The organism is Saccharopolyspora sp. NPDC000359 (genome assembly GCF_040300525.1).
Taxonomy (GTDB): domain Bacteria; phylum Actinomycetota; class Actinomycetes; order Mycobacteriales; family Pseudonocardiaceae; genus Saccharopolyspora.
Genome location: NZ_JBEPDU010000082.1, coordinates 1 through 19,929, shown reverse-complemented (window position 1 = coordinate 19,929; position 19,929 = coordinate 1). Strand labels below are relative to the sequence as shown.

General features: G+C 71.7%; 15 protein-coding genes and 1 pseudogene. 10 read left to right on the top strand and 6 right to left on the bottom strand.

Annotated features, from left to right (window positions below; all coding sequences use genetic code 11):
* From ABT324_RS32095 to ABT324_RS32060, 8 genes and pseudogenes are all read left to right on the top strand, one after another.
* Window positions 1–753: 2,3-diaminopropionate biosynthesis protein SbnB (locus ABT324_RS32095; protein ID WP_351185206.1), on the top strand; the 753-nt coding region annotated here is incomplete at its 5' end.
* Window positions 754–776: 23 nt separating this feature from the next.
* Entirely contained in the window at window positions 777–1,739 is a 963-nt protein-coding gene (gene sbnA, locus ABT324_RS32090) for a 2,3-diaminopropionate biosynthesis protein SbnA (RefSeq protein ID WP_351185203.1), read from the top strand.
* Between the two features lie 174 nt (window positions 1,740–1,913).
* Complete coding sequence (locus tag ABT324_RS32085) at window positions 1,914–4,049, top strand: aminotransferase class I/II-fold pyridoxal phosphate-dependent enzyme (protein WP_351185200.1); 2,136 nt, start codon at window positions 1,914–1,916, stop codon at window positions 4,047–4,049.
* A 161-nt stretch (window positions 4,050–4,210) separates the two neighbouring features.
* Window positions 4,211–5,323, top strand: a pseudogene (locus tag ABT324_RS32080) (PIG-L family deacetylase); the annotation flags it as partial.
* 173 nt (window positions 5,324–5,496) lie between these two features.
* A complete protein-coding gene (locus ABT324_RS32075) occupies window positions 5,497–6,879 on the top strand; it encodes a sugar-binding protein (RefSeq protein ID WP_351185208.1) in 1,383 nt (460 codons plus the stop codon).
* Window positions 6,880–7,126: 247 nt separating this feature from the next.
* Entirely contained in the window at window positions 7,127–8,305 is a 1,179-nt protein-coding gene (locus ABT324_RS32070) for a Cmx/CmrA family chloramphenicol efflux MFS transporter (RefSeq protein WP_351185197.1), read from the top strand.
* 175 nt (window positions 8,306–8,480) lie between these two features.
* Window positions 8,481–8,930, top strand: a complete 450-nt coding sequence (locus tag ABT324_RS32065) for a GMC family oxidoreductase N-terminal domain-containing protein (protein WP_246155248.1) — start codon at window positions 8,481–8,483, stop codon at window positions 8,928–8,930.
* A gap of 9 nt (window positions 8,931–8,939) precedes the next feature.
* Window positions 8,940–9,191 carry a GMC oxidoreductase gene (locus tag ABT324_RS32060; RefSeq protein ID WP_351185194.1) on the top strand — a complete coding sequence of 84 codons (252 nt, stop codon included), beginning with the start codon at window positions 8,940–8,942 and terminating at the stop codon, window positions 9,189–9,191.
* 2 nt (window positions 9,192–9,193) lie between these two features.
* Here the strand turns inward: ABT324_RS32060 and ABT324_RS32055 are convergent, their stop codons facing one another.
* From ABT324_RS32055 to ABT324_RS32045, 3 genes are read right to left on the bottom strand one after another with little or no spacing between them, the layout of a single operon-like run.
* Window positions 9,194–10,528, bottom strand: a complete 1,335-nt coding sequence (locus tag ABT324_RS32055; RefSeq protein WP_351185191.1) for an MFS transporter — start codon at window positions 10,526–10,528, stop codon at window positions 9,194–9,196.
* 26 nt (window positions 10,529–10,554) lie between these two features.
* The gene (locus ABT324_RS32050; protein WP_351185188.1) at window positions 10,555–11,730 is read right to left on the bottom strand and encodes an acyl-CoA dehydrogenase family protein; all 1,176 of its coding nucleotides are present in this window, start codon (window positions 11,728–11,730) and stop codon (window positions 10,555–10,557) included.
* Between the two features lie 12 nt (window positions 11,731–11,742).
* Window positions 11,743–13,275, bottom strand: coding sequence for an acyl-CoA synthetase (locus tag ABT324_RS32045; protein WP_351185185.1), 1,533 nt, complete (start codon window positions 13,273–13,275; stop codon window positions 11,743–11,745).
* A 122-nt stretch (window positions 13,276–13,397) separates the two neighbouring features.
* Here ABT324_RS32045 and ABT324_RS32040 point away from each other — a divergent pair, with 122 nt between their 5' ends.
* Window positions 13,398–14,030: a TetR/AcrR family transcriptional regulator gene (locus ABT324_RS32040; protein WP_351185182.1), complete on the top strand. Its 633-nt coding sequence runs from the start codon at window positions 13,398–13,400 to the stop codon at window positions 14,028–14,030.
* On the opposite strand, the gene ABT324_RS32035 is transcribed toward ABT324_RS32040, so the two are convergent.
* Together ABT324_RS32035 and ABT324_RS32030 are read right to left on the bottom strand one after the other, a co-directional pair.
* Window positions 14,027–15,301, bottom strand: a complete 1,275-nt coding sequence (locus tag ABT324_RS32035) for a sigma-70 family RNA polymerase sigma factor (protein ID WP_351185179.1) — start codon at window positions 15,299–15,301, stop codon at window positions 14,027–14,029. The genes ABT324_RS32040 and ABT324_RS32035 overlap by 4 nt on opposite strands.
* 126 nt (window positions 15,302–15,427) lie before the next feature.
* The gene (locus ABT324_RS32030) at window positions 15,428–16,810 is read right to left on the bottom strand and encodes a uracil-xanthine permease family protein (RefSeq protein ID WP_351185176.1); all 1,383 of its coding nucleotides are present in this window, start codon (window positions 16,808–16,810) and stop codon (window positions 15,428–15,430) included.
* Window positions 16,811–17,751: 941 nt separating this feature from the next.
* Between ABT324_RS32030 and ABT324_RS32025 the strand changes: the two genes are divergently transcribed.
* Window positions 17,752–18,915: a L,D-transpeptidase gene (locus ABT324_RS32025; RefSeq protein ID WP_351185173.1), complete on the top strand. Its 1,164-nt coding sequence runs from the start codon at window positions 17,752–17,754 to the stop codon at window positions 18,913–18,915.
* Between the two features lie 6 nt (window positions 18,916–18,921).
* Here ABT324_RS32025 and ABT324_RS32020 read toward each other — a convergent pair.
* A partial coding sequence (locus ABT324_RS32020) for an AAA family ATPase (protein ID WP_351185170.1) occupies window positions 18,922–19,929 on the bottom strand: 1,008 nt, incomplete at its 5' end.

Here is a 19,929-nt window from a genome sequence, read left to right as displayed (position 1 = left end):
CGCGCCTCGGCGGTGCTGGTGCTCAACGACCACGACACCGGCTACCCGTTCGCCTGCCTGGAGAGCTCGGTCATCAGCGCCACCCGCACCGCGGCGTCGGCCGCGCTGGCCGCCGACCACCTCAGCCGCGGTCGGCCCGCGCCGCGCCGGGTCGGGTTCGTCGGCACCGGGCTGATCGCCCGCTACATCCACACCTACCTGTCCGCGACCGGGTGGTCGTTCGAGGAGATCGGCATCCACGACCTGTCCGAGGAGCACGCCGCGGGCTTCGGCGAGTACGCGGCCGAGGCCGAACCCGGCGCGAAGATCACCGTCCACACCGATGCCGACGGCCTCATCCGCACCAGCGACCTCGTGGTGTTCGCCACGGTGGCCGCCAAGCCTCACGTGCACGACCCCGCGGCGTTCGCGCACCACCCCCTGGTGCTCAACGTCTCGCTGCGCGACCTGTCCCCGGACGTGGTGCTCAGCGCGGCGAACTTCGTCGACGACGTGGAGCACTGCCTGAAGGCCGACACCTCGCCGCACCTCGCCGAGCAGCGCACCGGGCACCGCGATTTCCTGGACGGCACCCTCGACGACGTCCTCGCCGGGCGGGTACGACCGCCCACCGACCGCACGGTGATCTTCTCCCCCTTCGGGCTCGGCGTGCTCGACCTGGCCGTGGGCCGCTACGTCTACGAGGAGGTCGTCGCGCGCGGCGAACAGCTCGTCGTGCCGGACTTCTTCGCGGAACTACGCCGGTACGGCTGACCGCTGGGAACGGAGACAGCTCGGTGCCCATCATCTCGCGACCCGACGAGTTCAACGCCGAAGACCTCTACGTCGACCTCCGCGCGGAGTTCGGCATCCCGCTGTACCTCAAGTGCGAGGGGTTCAACTTCGCGGGCTCCATCAAGCTCAAGGCGGCCCGAGCGATGGTGGCCGCGGCGCGCCGGTCCGGACGGCTGCGGCCGGACTCGATCCTGGTCGAGTCCTCCTCCGGCAACCTCGGGGTGGCGCTGAGCGTGATCGCCGCCAGCCAGGGCTTCCGGTTCGTCTGCGTCACCGACACCCGGTGCAACCTGGCCACCCGGCAGCTCATGGAGGCGCTCGGCACGCACGTGCACACCATCACCGAACCGCTGCCGGAGGGCGGGTTCCTGGGGGCGCGGCTGGCGCACGTCCGCCAGCTGTGCGAGGGCGATTCCCGCTACGTCTGGCTCAACCAGCACGCCAACGAGGACAACTGGGCGGCGCACTACCGGGTCACCGCGCCCGCGATCGCCCGCGCCTTCCCCGCACTGGACGTGCTGTTCACCGGTGCCGGCACCACCGGAACCCTGATGGGGTGCGCGCGGTACTTCAAGCAGTTCCGCCCAGCCACGCGGATCGTCGCGATCGACTCGGTCGGATCGGTCACCTTCGGCGGGCCGGAGCGCCCGCGGATGATCCCCGGTCTGGGCGCCGGAATCCGACCGCCGCTGCTGGATGAGTCCTATGTGGATGACGTGGTGCACGTGGATGAGACGGACACCGCGGACACCTGCCACCGGCTGGCCGGCGGCGGGTTCCTCTTCGGCGGTTCCACCGGAACGGTCGTCAGCGGCGCCGCCCGCTGGCTCGCCGAGCACGCCGCGGGCCGGGAGACGACCGCGGTGGCGATCGCACCCGACCTCGGTGAGCGCTACCTCGACACGCTCTACCAGAACACCTGGGTCGAGCAACTGCACCACAACGCCCAGCGCGCGACGACGTGAGCAGCGCGACGCGAATTCACCTGGAACTTAAGGATCTTCTGCACCACGAGCGCGAGCTGCTAGCTTCGCGTCAGCTCGACCAGCGCCCTCGTTCTCCACCCGCGGCCGACGGAGTTGAACTCCCGCGCCGATCAGCGCGCCGCACCAGGGCCACGACATGCCGAAGGGATCGAGATGAGCCGCACCCCGAACCTGTCCGATCGCACCGGCCGACCGCGACGACCGGAGTCCATCCGGTTGCACTGCAACGAGAACCCTTACGGCCCGCCCCCTGGCGCGGTGGCCGCCGCCGAGCAGGAGCTGCGGTCGGCAGGTCAGTCCTACCCGGACAGCGACTGCACCCAGCTGCGCCAGCGCATCGCCGAGTTCCACGACGTGCGCCCGGACATGGTCGCGGTCGGCAACGGCGCGGACGAACTGGTGCTGCTCACCGCGATGGCCTTCCTGAAGCCGGGAACCCCGGTGGTGCTCACCGATTCCACCTTCCCCGGCTACGCCTCGGCCGCCCGCTCGGTCGGCGCGGACATCCGGTCGATCCCGCTGGCCGACCACGCGATCCCGGCGACGGCGCTGAGCTCGGCGCTGACCGACGAGGTCGCGCTGACCTACGTCTGCAACCCGCACAACCCGACCGGGAGCGTCCTCCGGCCGTCCGAAGTGCTGCAGATACTCGACCGCGCCGAGGACCGCAACGTGATCCCGGTCTTCGACGAGGCCTACATGGAATTCGCCGGACCGGACCACGAGTGCGCGCTGGACGCGGTGCGCGCCGGGCGCAGGCTGCTCGTCCTGCGCACCTTCTCAAAGGCGTGGGGGCTGGCCGGGCTGCGCGTCGGCTACCTCATCGGCCACCACAGCCTCGTCGCCGAGGTGCTGCGCGCCCGGCAACCGCTGCCGTTCAGCGTGAACCGGCTGGCGCTGCGCGCCGCGGAAGCCGCTCTCGATCACCCCGAGCACATCGACGATGTCCGGGCGCGGACCGCGGCCGCACGCGACCTGCTGTGCGAGCGCCTCGCCGCGCTCGGCGTGGCCACCACCCGGTCGGCCACCAACTTCGTGCTGGCCCGGCCACCGGGCAACAGCAACGAGATCGCCACCCGGCTGGTCCACGAGCATGACGTCCACGTGCGCGACCTGTCCATGTTCGGCCTGCCGGGCCACCTGCGGATCACCGTGGGCACCCCGGAGCAGGTCGCGGCGCTGGGCGACGCGCTCGAATCGATCCTGCCGGACAGCGCCGCCCGCAGCGATCTCAGCAGCGGGCTGGGCGCGCCGGACGGGCGGATCGAGGTCGCCACCAGGAAGCCGCTGGACCACATCAACCTGTTCAACGGCTACGTCGGTGCCACCGTCGTCTTCGCGCTCAACGAGCTGGGTGCGTGGCCACCGCTGCTGTCCGGGGTGCAGCGGGTCGACGCCCTCGCCGAGAAGCTCGGTGTCGAGCGCGGCAAGCTGCTCGTGCTGCTCCGGGTGGCGGCGCTGCTGGGCCACGTCGAGCTGCACTCGGCGACAGCACCGGCCGACCCGGGCACCGGCAGCACCGTCGCGCTGTCGCCGGCCGGCCGCGAACTCGTCCGCCACCGGGGCTTCTTCACCTGGGGCATCGGCGGCTACCACCAGCTCCTGCACGGCTTGGCCGACATCGCCCTGGGCAAGGCGGCGTTCGGCGAGGACATCCCCCGCGACGGCGCGAAGGTCGCCACCGGAGCGGGGATGGTCGGCAGCGAGCTGATGGCGCCCGTGGAGCGGGAGGTCTTCGCCGACATCGACTTCGACAGCGTGGCCGACCTGGGCTGCGGCGACGCCACCCGGCTGATCCGGATGTGCAGCGGCTCCGAAACGCGCCGCGGCGTCGGCATCGACGTCGACGACGGCGCCTGCGAGGAGGCGGTCAAAGCCGTCGCCGACTCCGGCCTCAGCCACCGCGTCGACATCGTCCGCGGCGACGTCCTGCAGCACATGGGCGGGCGCACCTTCCCGGGCGTGGAGCTGGTGACCAGCTTCCTCATGATGCACGACCTGTTCGAGGCCAGCGGGGACCCGGCCGGGACCATGCGCACGCTGCGCGAGCTGTTCCCGGACGCGAAGTGGTTCCTGATCGGCGACACGGTGGGCCAGCGCTGGGACGACCCGGCGGCCGAACTGCCCATCTTCTCGATGGAGTTCGAGCTGGTGCACGCGTTCATGGACACCCCGATCGCCACCGCGCAGGCCTACGAAACCGCCTTCGCCGCAGCGGATCTGCGCATCCACCGCCGCGAGCCGTTCGGCGCGCCGTCGACCTGGCTGTGGCTGCTGGCCGCCGACTGACTCCGCACTTAATTTCACTCTGCACTGAACTGATCGACGCGAGTGAACATGTCGTCCCGGACGGTGGGAACTCCCCTGCCGGGCCGCGTTCTCGAGTGCGCGGTGCACGCGACCGTGCCAGGCTCGGCGCTGCATGATCGTCTCGCCCGAGGAGTGGATCGGTGCCCGCGGTTCGTCTTGGTTCGGTTGTCGCGCTCGTGGCGGTGTTGTGCGGGGTCCCGGCACCGGTTGGCGCCGCACCGCCGGAATCCGCCCAGGACCTGGATGTTCTGTTCGTCGGGGCGCACCCCGACGACGAGGCCTCGCTGCTGTCGACCTTCGGCCGCTGGGGGCACGACCACCAGGTCCGCACCGGCGTCGTGACGATCACCCGCGGCGAGGGCGGCGGCAACGCCGTCGGGCCCGAGGAAGGACCGGCGCTGGGGTTGCTGCGCGAGGCCGAAGAACGCCGCGCCGTCGGTGGCCTCGGCATCACCGACGTGCACAACCTCGACGAGCCCGACCTGTACTACACGGTGAGCGCACCGCTGACCGAGCAGGCCTGGGGCCACGACGACGTGCTGTCCAAGCTCGTCCGGGTGATGCGGCGGACCCGGCCCGAGGTCGTGGTCACCATGGATCCCGCCCCCACCCCGGGCAACCACGGCAACCACCAGTACGCGGCCCGGCTCGCGCTCGAGGCCTATCGCCTGGCCGCCGATCCCGCGGCATTCCCCGAGCAGCTCGGGGAGGAAGGCCTCGCGCCCTGGTCGGTGCGGCGGGTGCTGTCCAACGCGGCCGGGGCCGAGGAGGAAGTCCGCGGGCCGGACTGCGAGCAGCGCATCACCCCGCCGGAGTCGCCGGGACCGGAGTACTACGTGCACGGCATCAGCGGGGACGTCAACTGGGAGCAGCGGGAGCGCACGGCCGAGCGCGAGTACGCGAGCCAGGGCTGGGCGTCCCGGCCGGACATCCCGAACGATCCCGCGCAGGTCGGTTGCGACCACCTCACCGAGATCGCCAACCGGGCACCGCACGTGCCGGGAGCGCAAGGCGCGGACGCCCCGCTCCTCGGCGCGCTGCTGCCCGTTCCCGGTGGCCTGCCGGTCGGCACCGGCCTCGTCGCTACCGCGGCCCAGCCGCGGATCACCCCCGGCCAGCGCACGGAGGTCCACGTCGAGGTCACCGCGCCGCCGAACACGGCGCTGCAGGCGGGCCGGATCGCCCTGGACCTGCCGCCGGGATGGGAGGTCCGGGGCGACGGAGCGTTCGGGCCGCTGGAGCCTGGTGCGACCGCGCGGACCGGCTTGTCGGTGGTGACCCCCGGTGATCAGGGGCCCGCGCGGGTTCCGGTGCCGGTGCGGGTCGAGTCCCCGCAGGGCCGCGCGGACACCGAGCTCCGCTTGGACGTCGTGCCGCCTGTCGTGGCCGAGCAGGAACCGCTTCCGGGCGTCGCGGAGTTCCAGCGATGGGCAGACCAAACGCGGTTTCCCCTGCTGCAGAACGAAGTTCCGCCGGTGCGCACCGTCCCGGCGCTGGGCGCGCAAGACGTGCGCGTGGTCGTGCACAACTTCAGCGCACGATCCCGGTCCGGTGTGGTGGAGTTCGCGCCACCGCAGGGATTCGAGGTGCCGAACGCCGAGCAGCGCTTCACCGGCCTCTCCCCCGGCGCAGAGGAGACCCTCACCTTCGGAGTCCGCAGCACCGACCCGGAGATGCCGACCGGAACGCAGGGCGGCGATCACGCCTACTCGCTGACCACCCGCACCGACGACGGCGCGACCGGCACGCGGCCCGCAGCCTTGGAGCTGGTGCCGACCACCACCATCCCGCAGGCCGCAGTGCCACCGGTGGTGGACGGCAACGCCGACCCGCAGGAGTGTACCCCGGCGCGCCGTTGGACGTCTCGTCGCTCTGGGAGGGCGAGCAGTGCGCCGCCCCGGACTGCGCTGCCACCGCGAGGTTCTCCTGGCACGGCGACACGCTGCACGCCCTGGTCGACGTGGTGGACGACCAGCAGGGCACGCTCCTGGCTCCCGACGACTGCAAGCGCCACTGGCGCACCGACGCAGTCGAGATCACCCTCGATCCGAAGGCGGACGCGGAGAACACGTCGAGCACGTTCAAGATCGCGGCGCTGCCGAGCACCCGCGACTCCGGGCCGCCCTGCTACGCCAGGGACGCCGACAACCACCAGGGGCCCGGCGAGGACACCGCGCCCGGTGTCGAGCTCGCGGCCACCCGGCGCGACGGCGGTTACACCGTAGAGCTGGCCATCCCGCTGCGGGACCTGCCCGGCTCGGTCGACCCGCGGCGGTTGGGGCTCAACGTCCTGGTCTACGACTCCGACAGCCAGGACCTGACCGGCCAGTCGCGGATCGGCTGGTCCACCTGGGCCGGTGTGCAGGGCGATCCGTACCGCTGGGGCCGGGCGATCCTCCAGGATCGACCCGCGGACCCGCCGACACCCGCCCCGGCTCCGGTGCTCCCGCTGGACGCGTTGTCCTCTGTGGACTCACCGGGGAGCATCGCGCAATCGGTCCGGCTGGGGACGTCGCTCGGCGGCGCTCCCCCGGCCGGTGATTCGGCCGCCCGGATCGCCAGCGCCCGCGCGCATCCGGGCGAGGTGCGCACAAGCCTCGACGTGAACGGCCCGGGGCGGGTCCACCTGTTCGTGCTGGACGCGGGCGGGGCGGTCCTGGCGGAACGGCAGCTCGACGTCGACGGCCACGGCGAGCGGACCGTGCCGGTCCAGGTCCCCGGCGGCACCCCGTCGAAGGTCCTGGTCGGCTTCGCCGCGCCGGACGGCGCTACCGCGGCCTCCGCCGCCGAGGTTCGCCAGCCGGTCTAGCGGCGAGAAAACCCGGTGCGTCCGGGTGAGGCGGTGCTGTATCGTGTGCGCCGTGAACTCTCCCGAGGCGTCAAGACGCTAGCCGCTCAGCACTCGCGCTGAGCGGCGGAGCCCTGTTGCCGCGCAACGCTCATGCGCGTTGATCGTCGCGAGCTGCTCCGCCTCTGCTTCGTCTTGTCGTTTCCTCGCACGTCCGCGGCCGGTTCGCGCTGGACGGGCGTGCCTCGTCGTTCGGGAGAACGTTCAAGTGCCTTTCGTCGTCTTCGTGCTCGCTGCCGCGGTGTTCGCGCAGGGCACGTCCGAATTCATGCTGTCCGGGATGCTGGCGGGCATCGCGGCGGACAGCGGTGTGTCGCTCGGCGAGGCCGGGCTGCTGACGTCGGTGTTCGCGGTCGGGATGGTGATCGGCGCGCCCGCCATGGCGATGGCCGCCAGCGCCGTTCCCCGCCGGGTCTCGCTGCTGGGGTTCCTCGCCCTGTTCGCCCTGTGCCACCTCGTCGGGGCGACGACCGCGAACTTCGCCGTGCTGCTGGGCACCCGCCTGGTCGCGGCGGTCGCGAACGCGGGTTTCCTGGCCGTGGTGCTCGCGTGCCTGCCGGTGCTGGTCCGCCCCTCGCTGGTGGGGCGGGCGACCTCGGTCATCCTGTCCGGCGTCACGATCGCCTGCATCGCCGGGGTGCCCGCAGGAACTGCCTTGGGCCAACTGTGGGGCTGGCAGTCGGCGTTCTGGGCGATCGCCGCGCTGAGCGCGGCGGCGCTGGGCGTGCTGTGGCCGACGACCTCGGCCTTCTCGCGCTCCGACGCTCCGGTCGCGACGGCTCCGGTGTGGACCGAGTGGCGCACGCTCGCCCGACCCCGGCTCCTCGTCGTGATCGGCATCGGGGTCCTGGTCAACGCAGCCACCTTCGCCGCGTTCACCTACCTGGGCAGCATCACCACCGCGGTGACCGGTCCCGGTAGTTCGTGGGTCCCGGTGTCGCTGGCGCTGTTCGGCGTCGGCTCGTTCCTCGGGGTGACCGCCGCGGGCCGCTACAGCGACCGGTACGCACAGCGGATCATCACCGGCGGCGCCGCCGTGGTGACCGCGTTGTGGCTGGTCGCCGCCCTTTCCGCGCACACCCTGCCCGGGGTGCTCGCGCTGGCGCTGGTGACCGGGGCGGGATCGTTCGGCGTGGGCTCGACGGTGATCGCCTCGATCGTGTCCTCGGCGTCGGAAACGGCCCCGCGCATCGCAGGTGCGGTGGCCACCACCGCGTTCAACCTCGGAGCCATCGCGGGCCCCGCCGCAGCGGGCATCGTCGTCGGCGATGCCACCCAGGCCCACCGGGCCTTCTGGGTCAGCGCGGTTTTCGCCGCAGCCGCAACGTTCGTGGTCTTCGCAGCGCGGCGCAGCGTGGCCCGAGCCAAGGACGCGGCTGAGGCCTAGCGACAGCGAGCACGGGCCAGGCGTTCGAATCGTCTGCAACGCCTGGCCCGGTACCCCCCATGACGAAAATCCACCAGGGAGTTGACGATGTCGAACGGATGGGACCTGATCGTGGTGGGCGCCGGATCCGGCCGGTGCGGTGCTGGCCGCCCGCTGCGCTGCACGCGGTGAACGCGTGCTGCTGCTCGAAGCCGGGCCCGACCACCGATCCGCCGAGCTGCCGGAGGTGTGGCGCTCCCCGAACCCGCTCCGCGCCCTGCTCGATCCCGGCGCGAGCGGGGATCTGCTGCAGCGAGGCCTGCGCACCCGCCGAACCGAGCGGCAGGAGGCAGCACCGTGCATGCAGGGCCGCGGTGTCGGCGGCAGCTCCTCGATCAACGGGCACATCGCCATCCGGCCTCCGGTCGAGGACTGGGTGCGGATGGGGTGCGAAGGCTGGACGCACGCCGAGGTTCTGCCCCACTTCGTCAGGTCCGAGGACGACGCCGACTTCGCGGATCAGCCGTACCACGGGCGCGGCGGACCGATCCCGGCCCGGCGGGACCCGCAGGAGTCGTGGGGTCCCGCGGACCGCGCGCTGCACGCCGCAGCCTCGGCGGCGGGTTCGCCTGGTCGCCCGGCGTGAACGCGCCAGGTGCCACCGGTATCCAGTTCCCGGCGGCGGTCGAGCACGACACCGCGCTGGACGAGCTCCTGCTCCGCACGGTCACCGACGGCCAGCACCTGCCGGAAGGGGAGCCCGACCTCGGCGACCACCGTCGTCGACCCCCGCTGCCGCGTGCTGCACGTGGTGGACGCGTCCATCTTCCCCACCTGCCCCCGCGCGAACCCGAACCTGGTCGCGATCGCGGCAGCAGAGCTGATGGCCGACCGGCTGGTGCGCTGAGGTCACGAACCGGTCGGGCTCGGGTGCGGCTCCTGCTGGTCGGCGCGGCGTCCGTGCGCGGCGATGCGCCGGGCGTCGCGTTCCGGGCGGACGAAGGCGAAGGCCAGCAGGCCGCCGACGAGCATCAGGGTTCCCGGGATGGCGAACGCGAGCGCGAACCCCGTCGCCGGATCGGCCGCCGATTCGACGATCCGGCCCGTCACGTAAGGCGCGGCGAGACCGGCGAGCGTGACCAGCCCGACGGTCATCGACATCACCGCACCGCGCTGGGCCGGTGGGGTGATCTCGGCGTTGATCGTCTGACCGATGGCGAACTTGACGGCACCGATGCTGAAGGCGACGGTGATGAGCGCGATCTTGAGGGCGGGGTGCGACACGACCGGGACGAGGAGCATGGCCGCGCCCGCCAGGAAGACCGCGCAGCCGCCGAGGATTCCGCGCGACACCCGGCTGGACACCCCGCGGTGCATCAGCCACTGCGTCAGCGCGCCCTGCCCGAAGGTCGCGACGGTCTTCAGCACCCAGGGGGCGGTCACGATGGTGCCCGCGGCGACCGCGCTGTAGCCCAGCGAGGTCTCCAGGTAGGACGGCACCCAGGCGAGCAGCAGCGCCGAGGTCCAGTAGGCGCCGAAAGCACCGACGAACCCGGCCAGCCAGGTCCCGCTGAGCAGGATGCGCCGGTAGGGAACGCGGAAGTCCGCCGCTGGCTCCGGTTCTGCGCTGGTCCGGGCGCTCGCGCGGTCGGCGGTGCCCTCGCGGCCGACCACCGCCCAGATCACGCACCACAGGACACCGACGACGAACAGCGACAGGAAGGCCCAGCGCCAGCCGAAGTTGATGATGACCAGGGTCAGCAGCGGCGCGGCCACCACCCCGCCCAGCCCGCCGCCGCCGGAGATCAGCGAGCTCGGGATGCTGCGCTTCTCGTTGGGGAACCACTTGAACGCCGCGTGCATGGCCACCGGCTGCGCGGGGCCTTCCGCCGCGCCCAGCACGATCCGGCTGACCCGCAGCGCGGCGAACCCGGCCCCGGCGACCACCGGCAGCTGGGTGAGTCCCCACACCAGGCCCATGCCGAACAGCAGCCACTTGGTCGGGAACCGGTCGGCGAGGAACCCGACCATCACCGCCGAGACGTTGAACAGGAAGAAGAAGGAGCTCGCCAGCAGCCCGTACTCCGAGTGGGTCAGGCCCAGCTCGCGCATGATGGGGTTGGCGGCCAGCCCCAGCACCGCCTTGTCCGCGTAGTTGATCAGCATGAACACCAGCAGCATCGCCATGACGACCCAGGCCCGGGAGCCGGGCTTCGCCGCGATGTCGAGGTTCGAGGACTTCATCGTCGCTCCAAGGGGAGGTGCCGGGATCAGGCGGTGAGCAAGCCCTTCGCGATGCCGTTCTTCTGGATCTCCGAGGAACCGGTGAGGATGCGGAACATACGCAGGCGGCGGAACAGCCACTCGACCTCGCTGCCGCGCACCAGCCCCGCCTTGCCGTGAATCTGAACCGCCTCGTCGGCGATCCGGAAGGCGTTCTCGGCCACGAAGAGCTTGCACATGAACGCCTCGGTGCGCGGTTTAATCCCCGCGTCGAGCGCGGCCAACGCGTCGTAGGTCATGCTCCGCGCGGCGTAGTAGGTGGTGGCCAGGTCCGCGATCTTGTGCTGGATGGACTGCAGCGCCGCCAGCGGTGCCCCGAAGGCGTGCCGGTTCTTGGCGAAGTCGATGGTGAGCTCCAGCGCGCGCCGCGCCTGGCCGAGCACCGTCGGGCAGTGCAGCAGCCGGTTGGCCGTGACCCGGCCCAGCCCGACCCGCAGCCCGTCGCCGACACGGCCGAGCAGTTGCTCCGGCCCGACGTAGCAGTCCTCCAGGACGATGTCGCTCTCGATGTGCTGGCCGGACATCGGGGTCTGGCCGTCGAGCACCGTGCAGCCCGGTGCGTCCAGGTCGACCAGGAACGCCGAGTAGGACTCCTCGGTCCCGGCCATCCGGGCGACCAGCACGGAGAAGTCGGCGAACGGCCCGGCCGAGGAGAACACCTTGTGCCCGGTGATCCGCCATCCCTCGCCGTCCGGGGTCGCGGTGGTCCGCATCGCGCGCACGTCGGAGCCCGCGTCGGCCTCGGTCAGCGAGAAGCAGCAGGCGCGTTCGCCCTGGATCACCGGCAGCAGGTACGCCTCCAGCTGCGCCTCGGTGGCGAACTCGAAGATCGACCCGGCGCGCAGCGGTCCGCCCATGTCCCCGAGCACGGAGTGCGACAGCACCCGCCCGGAGGCGCCGATCTCCTCCTTGAGCGCGGCCAGCTCGGTGAAGGTGAGTCCTTGCCCGCCGAAGCGCTCCGGCAGGTGGATGCCGTAGAAGCCGAGTTCCCGGCTGCGCTTCCACACCGGTTGCAGCAGGTCTCGGGACAGCCGGGTCTCCGGGGTCAGCTGGTGCTCGGCCTCGTAATCGGCGAGCTCGCCGTCCAGGTAGTCGCGCAACCGGCCGACGAGGTCGGCCAGGCGCGGGTTGTCGTCGTAGGTGGGGGTGAGCGTGAACGACATGGTTGTCCCTCCTCAGTGGACCTTGCGGTCGCTGCCGACCCAGAAGCGGTCGCGCACCGCGCGGCGGTCGATCTTCCCGTTGCGGTTCACCGGCAGTTCGTCGGCGAAGTCCACCGTCTTGGGCACCTTGTGCCGGGCCAGCTTCGCGGTGCAGAACTCGATGAGCGCCTCGGCCGAGGTCGTCCCGCGGGTCACCACGACTGCCTTGACCGCTTCGCCCCAGGTCTCGTCCGGCACGCCGACGACGCAGGCCTCGGAGATCGCCGGATGCTCGTAGAGCGCGGCTTCGACCTCGCTGCAGTAGACGTTGAAGCCACCCGAGATGATCATGTCCTTCTTGCGGTCCACGATGAACAGGTAGCCGTCGGAACGCAGGTAGCCGATGTCGCCGGTGTGCACCCACCCGCCGCGGAAGGTCTGGGCGCTCAGCTCGGGTTCCCGCCAGTACTCCCGGACGCAGTCGGGCCCGCGCACCACCACCTCGCCGAGCTCCCCGGCTGGCACCGGGTCACCGCTGTCGTCGACCACGCGCACCTCGGTGTCGTAGAGCGGCCTACCGCAGGAGGACAGCAGTTCCGGGTCCTGCTCGATGCCGCGGACGATGTCCTCGGAGGTGAGCACGGTGACGCCGCTGGTGGTCTCGACCTGCCCGTAGCCCTGCATGACGACCGGGCCGAACGCGGCGACGGCCTCGCGCAGCCGCTGCGGGGACACCGGGGCGCCGCCGACCCGCAGGCACTTCATCGTGGACACGTCGGCGGTGCTCAGCTCCGGGTGGGCGAGGACCTGGTTCAGCATCGTCGGCACCAGGAAGGTGGAGGTGATCCGCTCGGACTCCACGGTGCGCAGGAACTGCCCCGCATCCCAGCGCGGCAGCACCACCACGCTGGTGCCGCGGGTGAACGCCGCCAGCAGCCCCATCCCGGTGGCGTGGGTGATCGGTCCGGCGGCGAGGTAGCGCTCGGCCTCCCCCACCCCGGATTCCGGGGTCATCAGCCGCTTGCGCATGTTCGCCAGCCGGTTGCCGGTGGTCTGCACCGCGGCCTTCAGCGATCCGGTCGATCCGGAGGTGAAGTTCAGGACCGCCGGGTCGTCCTCGGTGAGGTCGACGGCGACGGGTTCCTCCGCGCCCGCGGCCAGCAGGTCGGCGTAGTCGTCGTCGTAGTCGACCACCTCGCACGTCGATCCGACGCGGGCCACGACCTCGCGCGCCGCCGCCGCGTGGGCGGCATCGGTGAACAGGACCCGGACCGCGGCTTCGGCCAGGACGTGCGCCACCTCCGCCGCGGCGAGCCGCACGTTGATCGGCACCCGCAGGAAACCGCCCTTGCTCAGCGCCATCTCGGTCTCGACCAGCTCGGCGCAGTTCGCGGCGAAGGTCGCCACCGCCTGCCCCGGCTGGACTCCTCTGGCCAGCAGCGCCGAGGCCAGCCGGTTGGTGCGCGCTTCGAGCTCCCGGTAGCTCCAACGCCGGTCGCCGCAGGCCAACGCCTCGCGGTCCGGCCAGAAGCTGCTGCTGCGGCTCAGGTAACTGCCCAGGTTCACGTCGACTCCCCGTGTTTTCTTCATCACGTCGACCAGTAGTAGACACCATGTCTACTAAACCCACGGCTTGTCAACGGTCGAGTACACTGGGCCGCTGCCACGAGAACTGCGAAAGGCCTGCCATGTCGACCGAGGACCGGCGCAGCCGCCGCACGCGCCGCCTGCTGCGGGACGCCCTGGTGTCCCTGGCGCTGGAACGCGGCTACTCCCACGTGACGGTGGAGGACATCACCGAACGCGCTGACCTCGGCCGGGCGACCTTCTACAAGCACTACGCGGACAAGGACGCGCTGCTCAGCCGCGTGGTCTCCGACCTGCTGGAGGAACTGCACGAGAGGCTGCTGCCGCTGGTGCCGACCTCATCGGTGGGCTTCACCGGCAAACCGGTGCTGGAGCTGTTCCGCCACGCGCTGGAAGAGCGCGACGTCTACCGGGTCATCCTGCGCGGCGAAGGCGACGGGCGGGCGCTGCAGGAGTTCACCGATGCGCGCACCGCCGCGGCCGCGCAGGTGTTCCGAGCGCGCGCCGAGCACCACGGCGTGACCCCGAGGATCGACATCGACGTGCTGGCCCGCGCCTGGGTGGGTGAGCAGATCGCGGTGATGCGCTGGTGGTTGGAGACCAACCCGCCGCAGCTCTCGCCGGAGGAGGTCACCGGCATGCTCCTCGACCTGTCGTTGCGCGGCCGCTACTGGGCCAACGGCTTCGACGGCGGACCGCCCGACCGCGCCGAGGAGATCCGGCCGGAGGACTAGCCCGGCTGCCCCGGATCCGCACCGACCTCCAGGTGGAGCCGGTCGCGATCGACGTCGATTACCGCGTGCACGCGGTCGAGCACCGGTAGGTCGAGCTCCGCGCGCACATCGAGGACGTGCTGGGTGCCTGGCGGGATCAGCGGGAGCGGGGGCAGCGGGCCGTCCTCCTCCACCGGGGGCTCCGGGGCCGGTTCGGGTTCCGGGGGCGCGGGCGTCGCCGGGGGCGGGGACACCGGCTGGACGACCGCGGGCGGCGGGGTGTCGACGACCGGCGCCTGCCGCTCCGGGGGTTCCGGGCTGACCGGTGCAGCTGCCAGCGGCGGCGGGTCGGCCTCGTTCGCGGCCAGCGCGATGCCCAGCGCGGCCAGCGCCGCCAGCACCGCGCCACCGGCCGCCAGGCTTTTGCGCGGGTTCGACCGCACCACCCCGACCACCCCGGCGCCGACCAGGCCGCCGCCCGAGGCGGCGAGGTAGCCGCTGGCCGTCGCAGTCCCGCCCAGCACGACCGGTGCGACGAAGACCTTGAGCGAACCGTTGATCTCCACCAGCTCCGCGGCCACCGCCGAGCACCGGTCGCAGTCGTCCAGGTGCGCGTTGACCTTGGCCGTCTCGCGCTTGGACAGGCCTTCGCGGGTCCACGCGCCCAGCCGGTCGATCGCCGAGCGGCAGGCGTCGGGCTCGGCGGCCACCTTCTGCAGGTGCACCTGCAGGTACTGCTGCTTCAGGCCTTCCCGGGCCCGGTAGGCCAGGGCGGACACGCCGTTGGCCGTCATGCCCAGCACCGGAGCGACCTTCGACGGGGACTCGCCCTCGATCTCCACGTGCCAGAGCACCACCTGCCAGCGCTCCGGCAACCGGTTGAACGCCTCGGCGACCAGCGACCGCTCCTCGCCCTCCACCGCCGGGTCGCGGAACGGCTGGCTGATGTCGACGGCGGGCACCGCCTCCAGGTCGTCGACGGTCTGGGTCCGCTTCGCCTTGTTCGCCCGGTCGTAGGCGCCGTGCCGGACCGCGGTCAGCAGGTAGGCGCGGAAGGCCTCCGTCGGCCCCCGGCCGTCCCGCAGCACCCCGAGCACCTTCGCGAACGCCTCCGACACCACGTCATCGGCTTCCGCCTGGGACTTGGTGACCTGCCGGGCCATCGCGTGCGCGGCGCCGACGTGGCGCTCGTAGAGGATCCCGAACGCCTCGCCGTCCCCGCCGCGCACCGCATCGATCAGCTCGGCATCGCTGGCCCCACCGACCTGGTCCTCCTGTGGTACCGCCGCCACCGCACATCACCTCAACGCCACGTCTCCCAGCGGGTGGAGCGTATCCCGAAGAACACTGGACCGAACAGGCGTTCTCGATCACGACAACGGCTCAACACCCACTCGCCCGGCAGGCCCAGCCGCGGGCTAGCCGCCGTTGGCCGGTTCGGGCGCGGGCGGCACCGGCTTCGCGGTGACCTTCAGCGGGTGGTTGAAGATGATGTTGAGCAGCACCGCCACCACGGCACCCGCCACGATCCCGGTGCCGAACACGGTCTGGAACCACTGCGGGAACTGCTGGTAGATCGTCGGCGCGGCCAGCGGGATCAGCCCGACCGCCAGCGAGACCGACACGACGAACATGTTGTGCCCCTGCTCCAGGTGGGCCCGCGAGAGAGTGCGGATGCCGCTGGTGGCGATGCTGCCGAACAGCATCAGCCCCGCCCCGCCCAGCACCGGGTAGGGCACCAGGGAGACCACGCCGCCCAGCACCGGGAACAGCCCGAGCAGGGCCATCACGCCACCGGCCACGGCCACGACGAACCGGCTGCGCACCCCGGTCAGCGACACCACGCCGACGTTCTGGGCGAAGGCGCTGGTGGGCAGGCCGCCGAACAGCGAGCCGACCGTGGTGGCGATGCCGTCCACCCGCAGGCCGCGGGTGACGACCTTCTGCTCCACTTCGCGGTCGCAGATCTCGCCGATCGCCAACATCCCGGCCGAACTCTCCGTCATCGCCACCAGGATCACGATGCACACCGCAAGGATGGCGGCCGGGTGGAACTCCGGGGCGCCGAACTGCAGCGGCATCGGCAGCGCGAACCACGACGTCTGCTGGAAGGTGGCGGTGTCCAGCATCCCGAACGGCACCGCGGCCAGCGTGCCCACGACCAGGCCCAAAATCAGCGCGATCTGCTTGAGGAACCCGCGCAGAACCCGCTGCAGCACGATGATCACGACGAGGGTGAACAGCGCGAGGCCGAGGTTGGCCGCGGAGCCGAAGTCCGCCGCGCCCTCACCGCCCTGCACCCAGGCGACGGGCACGGTCATCAGGGACACGCCGATCAGGGTGATCACCACACCGGTCACCAGGTGCGGGAAGAAGCGCATCAACCGGCCGAAGAACGGTCCGACCGCCAGGCAGAACAGCCCGCCGACGAGGACCGCGCCGAGCACGGTCTGGATCCGGTGCCCCTCCGGCGCGGAGTGCGCCACCGTGAGCAGCGAGGCCAGCCCCGCCGAAGAACTGGCGTTGACGAAGGGCAGCCGGTTGCCGGCGAACCGGCCCGCGCCCAACGTCTGCAGCAGGGTCGCCAACCCCGCCACCAGCAGGCTCACCGAGATCAGCACGATCTGGTCGCGCTGGTCGAGCCCGCAGGCCGGGCCGATGATCAGGGGCGGTGCCACCACACCGGCGTACATCGCGCCCACGTGCTGGAAGGCCGCTGGGATCAACTGCTTGGCCGGCAACTTCTCGTCAACCGGATGGCAGGCCGCCGGGGTCGCAATCCCCTGCGAATTCAGTGCCATGCCCAGTTCCCCTTTGTGGAAGAGCGGATGCCCCCGGTCCGCCGCGGACGGGGGCCGTGCTGTTAGCGTCGGCCGCAGGGTTGGCGGCACCGAATGTCCGCCACCGCACCCGCCGTCGCGTTGTCGTCCGACGCGGCGGGACGGCCGTTCCCGGCGTGAACCGGCCAGGTGAGCCGGTTCCGATGCCTCCTCCCCGGTGAAGAGTTCGGCGCCGCAGGCGCTTCTGCGCCATCGGGCAGGAGAAAGCTACGTCCGAAATCCAACTCTCGTCAACATTTTGTTGAACTTCCGTTTCGCGGAATTGTCCGCGCGTCGCGGCTTTCCCCCACGAGAACAATTCGGCACCTTCTTCCCACCCCTCCCTTGAGCAGGCGGCGCAGCACTGCTACTCGGTAGCGCATTTCTCGATCCAGTCGCCTTCCGCGGCCGGTCGCGCACCATTGCGACGGCAGGATGCACCACCGCGGTACCACGACCCGCCAACCCCAGGCCGAACCCCCGGCGCGACCATGCCGAGGCAGACCGGCACGCAGAGCTGGGCGCCGGTTCCCGTGCACACAGGTGACCCGAACGGGTGCAATCGGCGACCGCGGCCCCGGTCGCCACGGGGCCGCGACGACCGCTTCCGCCACTCCGCCGTGGACAGTCCCGGGCAGCACCACCACCCCAACAGCCGGAGGCGGCTCCACCGCGAAGATGCCGTCACCGCAGGCACTACCAGCGCACCCCGGCAGGACTGCGTTCACCACGCGACTTATGTCCACAGTAGACCAGGCTCGGATTCGCCCGGCGACGACCGGGCGTTGCCCCCGTGATCAGGATTCGCGCCCTGCTAGAACGGGTTTTCGACCGGCAGCGCCTTGATCGTGTTGATATGTCCCGGGGTCGCACCGAGAGTGGTGGGGACGTGGAGCCGCAGCGTCGAGGGGTCGGGGGTCGGCATGCAGGGAGCCAAGGCGTGGCCAGTCATCATCGCGACCGCGTTCGCCTGCGCCCTGACCGCGTGCTCACCCCCGGAACCGGAGGTCTCCGCCGCCTCGGTGACGACCTCGGTGCCGGACGGGGCCACCCACGTCGGCCCCAGCGACCCGCTGGTCGTCACCGCCCACCGCGGCGTCCTCACCTCCGTCACCGTCACCGCTGACGGGGGAACCGCGGTCCCGGGTGAGCTCACCGACGGCGGCCGCCGGTGGACCACCACCGCGCCGCTGGAGTTCAGCAAGACCTACCGGGTGCACGCCCTGGCCCAGGACGCCGAACGCATCCCCGCACCGCCGACCAACGCCACGTTCACCACCGCCACCCCGGTGGAGGAGGTCACCGTGGAGCGGACCCGGCCCTCCGACGGCGACGAGGTCGGGATCGCCATGCCGGTGTCGATCTACTTCAGCCGACCGGTGACCGACCGCGCCGCCGTGGAGCGCCGCCTGTCGGTCGAACCGTCGGTGCCCACCGAGGGTTCCTTCCACTGGATGAGCGACGAGCAGGTCAACTGGCGACCCAAGGACTACTGGCAGCCCGGCACCACCGTCCGGGTGCGCGCGCGGCTGTACGGGGTGGACACCGGTGGTGGCGCCATGGGCACCGCCGACCACGAGTCCACCTTCCGCATCGGGCGGGACCAGCGCGCCGTCGGCGACGTCAACACCCACACCCTGACCCTCTTCCAGGACGGCCAGGAGATCAAGCAGCTGCCCGCCTCCTACGGGCGCAGCATCTACCCCACCCAGCACGGGGTGCACGTGGCCTTCGAGAAGCACACCTCCACCCGGATGCGCTCGGACACCTGGGGTGGGCCGCAGAAGGGCGAACCGGGCTACTACGACGAGGTCCTGCCCTACGCGGTGCGCATCTCCAACAACGGCGAGTTCATCCACGTCAACCCCGCGACCGTGTGGGCGCAGGGCCAGTCCAACGTCTCGCACGGCTGCGTCAACCTGTCCCCGGCCAACGGCAAATGGTTCTTCGACTGGGTACAGATCGGCGACCCGGTGGAGATCGTCGGCTCGGACCGGCCGCTGACCACCGCGGACGGCGACATCCCGGACTGGACGATCCCCTACGACGAGTACGTCCGCGGCAGCGCCCTGCACGAGTCGCGCTGAGGACGCTCAGAGGTACTGGCCCACCGGGTCGTCGCCGCTGGCCAGCTGGCTGACCCGCACGCCCGCCAGGTCGGCGGGCCGCAGCAGCCGGACCTCCGCCGCGTCGTGGTCGGCCGAGGTGATCCGCTCGCCCTGCAGGGCGACCGCCCGGTCCAGCAGGTTGCGCACCACGCGGCCGTTGCCGAAGGACTCGTCCCGCCTGGCCGCGCGCAGGATCTGGCGGACCTGCGCATCGACGCCGTCGGCGAGGGTGAACCCGGCACCGCCCGCCATCCGCTCGAAGATGGCGACCAGCTCGGCCTCGCTGTAGTCCGGGAAGTGCACCACCGAGGGGAATCGGGAGGCCAGGCCCGGGTTGGTGCGCAGGAACTCCACCATCCGGCTCTCGTAGCCCGCCGCGATCACCACCAGGTCGTCGCGGTGCTCCTCCATCAACCGCAGCAGCTCGGCGATCGCCTCCGGCCCGTAGGACTGCCGCCCGTCGGGCGGGGTCAGCGCGTAGGCCTCGTCGATGAACAGCACCCCGCCCAGCGCGCTCTCCACCGCGGCGCGGACCCTCGGCGCGGTCTGCCCGATGTACTGGGCAATCAGGTCCGCGTGCGAGACCTCCACCAGGTGCCCGGAGGACAGCAGGCCGAGCTCGGCGTACACCGCCGCGACCAGCCTGGCCACCGTGGTCTTGGCCGTGCCCGGGTTGCCGGTGAACACCAGGTGCCGCATCCGGGAGCCCGGCTCCAGGCCCGCGGCGCGACGCATCCGGTCCGCTTCGGCCTCCGCGACCAGCAGCCGCACCTCGCGCTTCACCGTCTCCAGGCCGACCAGGTCGTCGATCGCCGCCAGCGGGTCGGCCGGGAGGTCGGCGCGGACCGGGTCCACCGGGCTGTCCGGGACGTCGGCGACCTCGATGCGGTCCAGCGCGCGCGGCTCGTCGTCGGCCAGGACCCGCCTGGACTGCGCGGCGACCGTGCGTTCCAGCAGGTGCGCGGCCAGCCGACCGTTGGTCGTCGCCGCGCT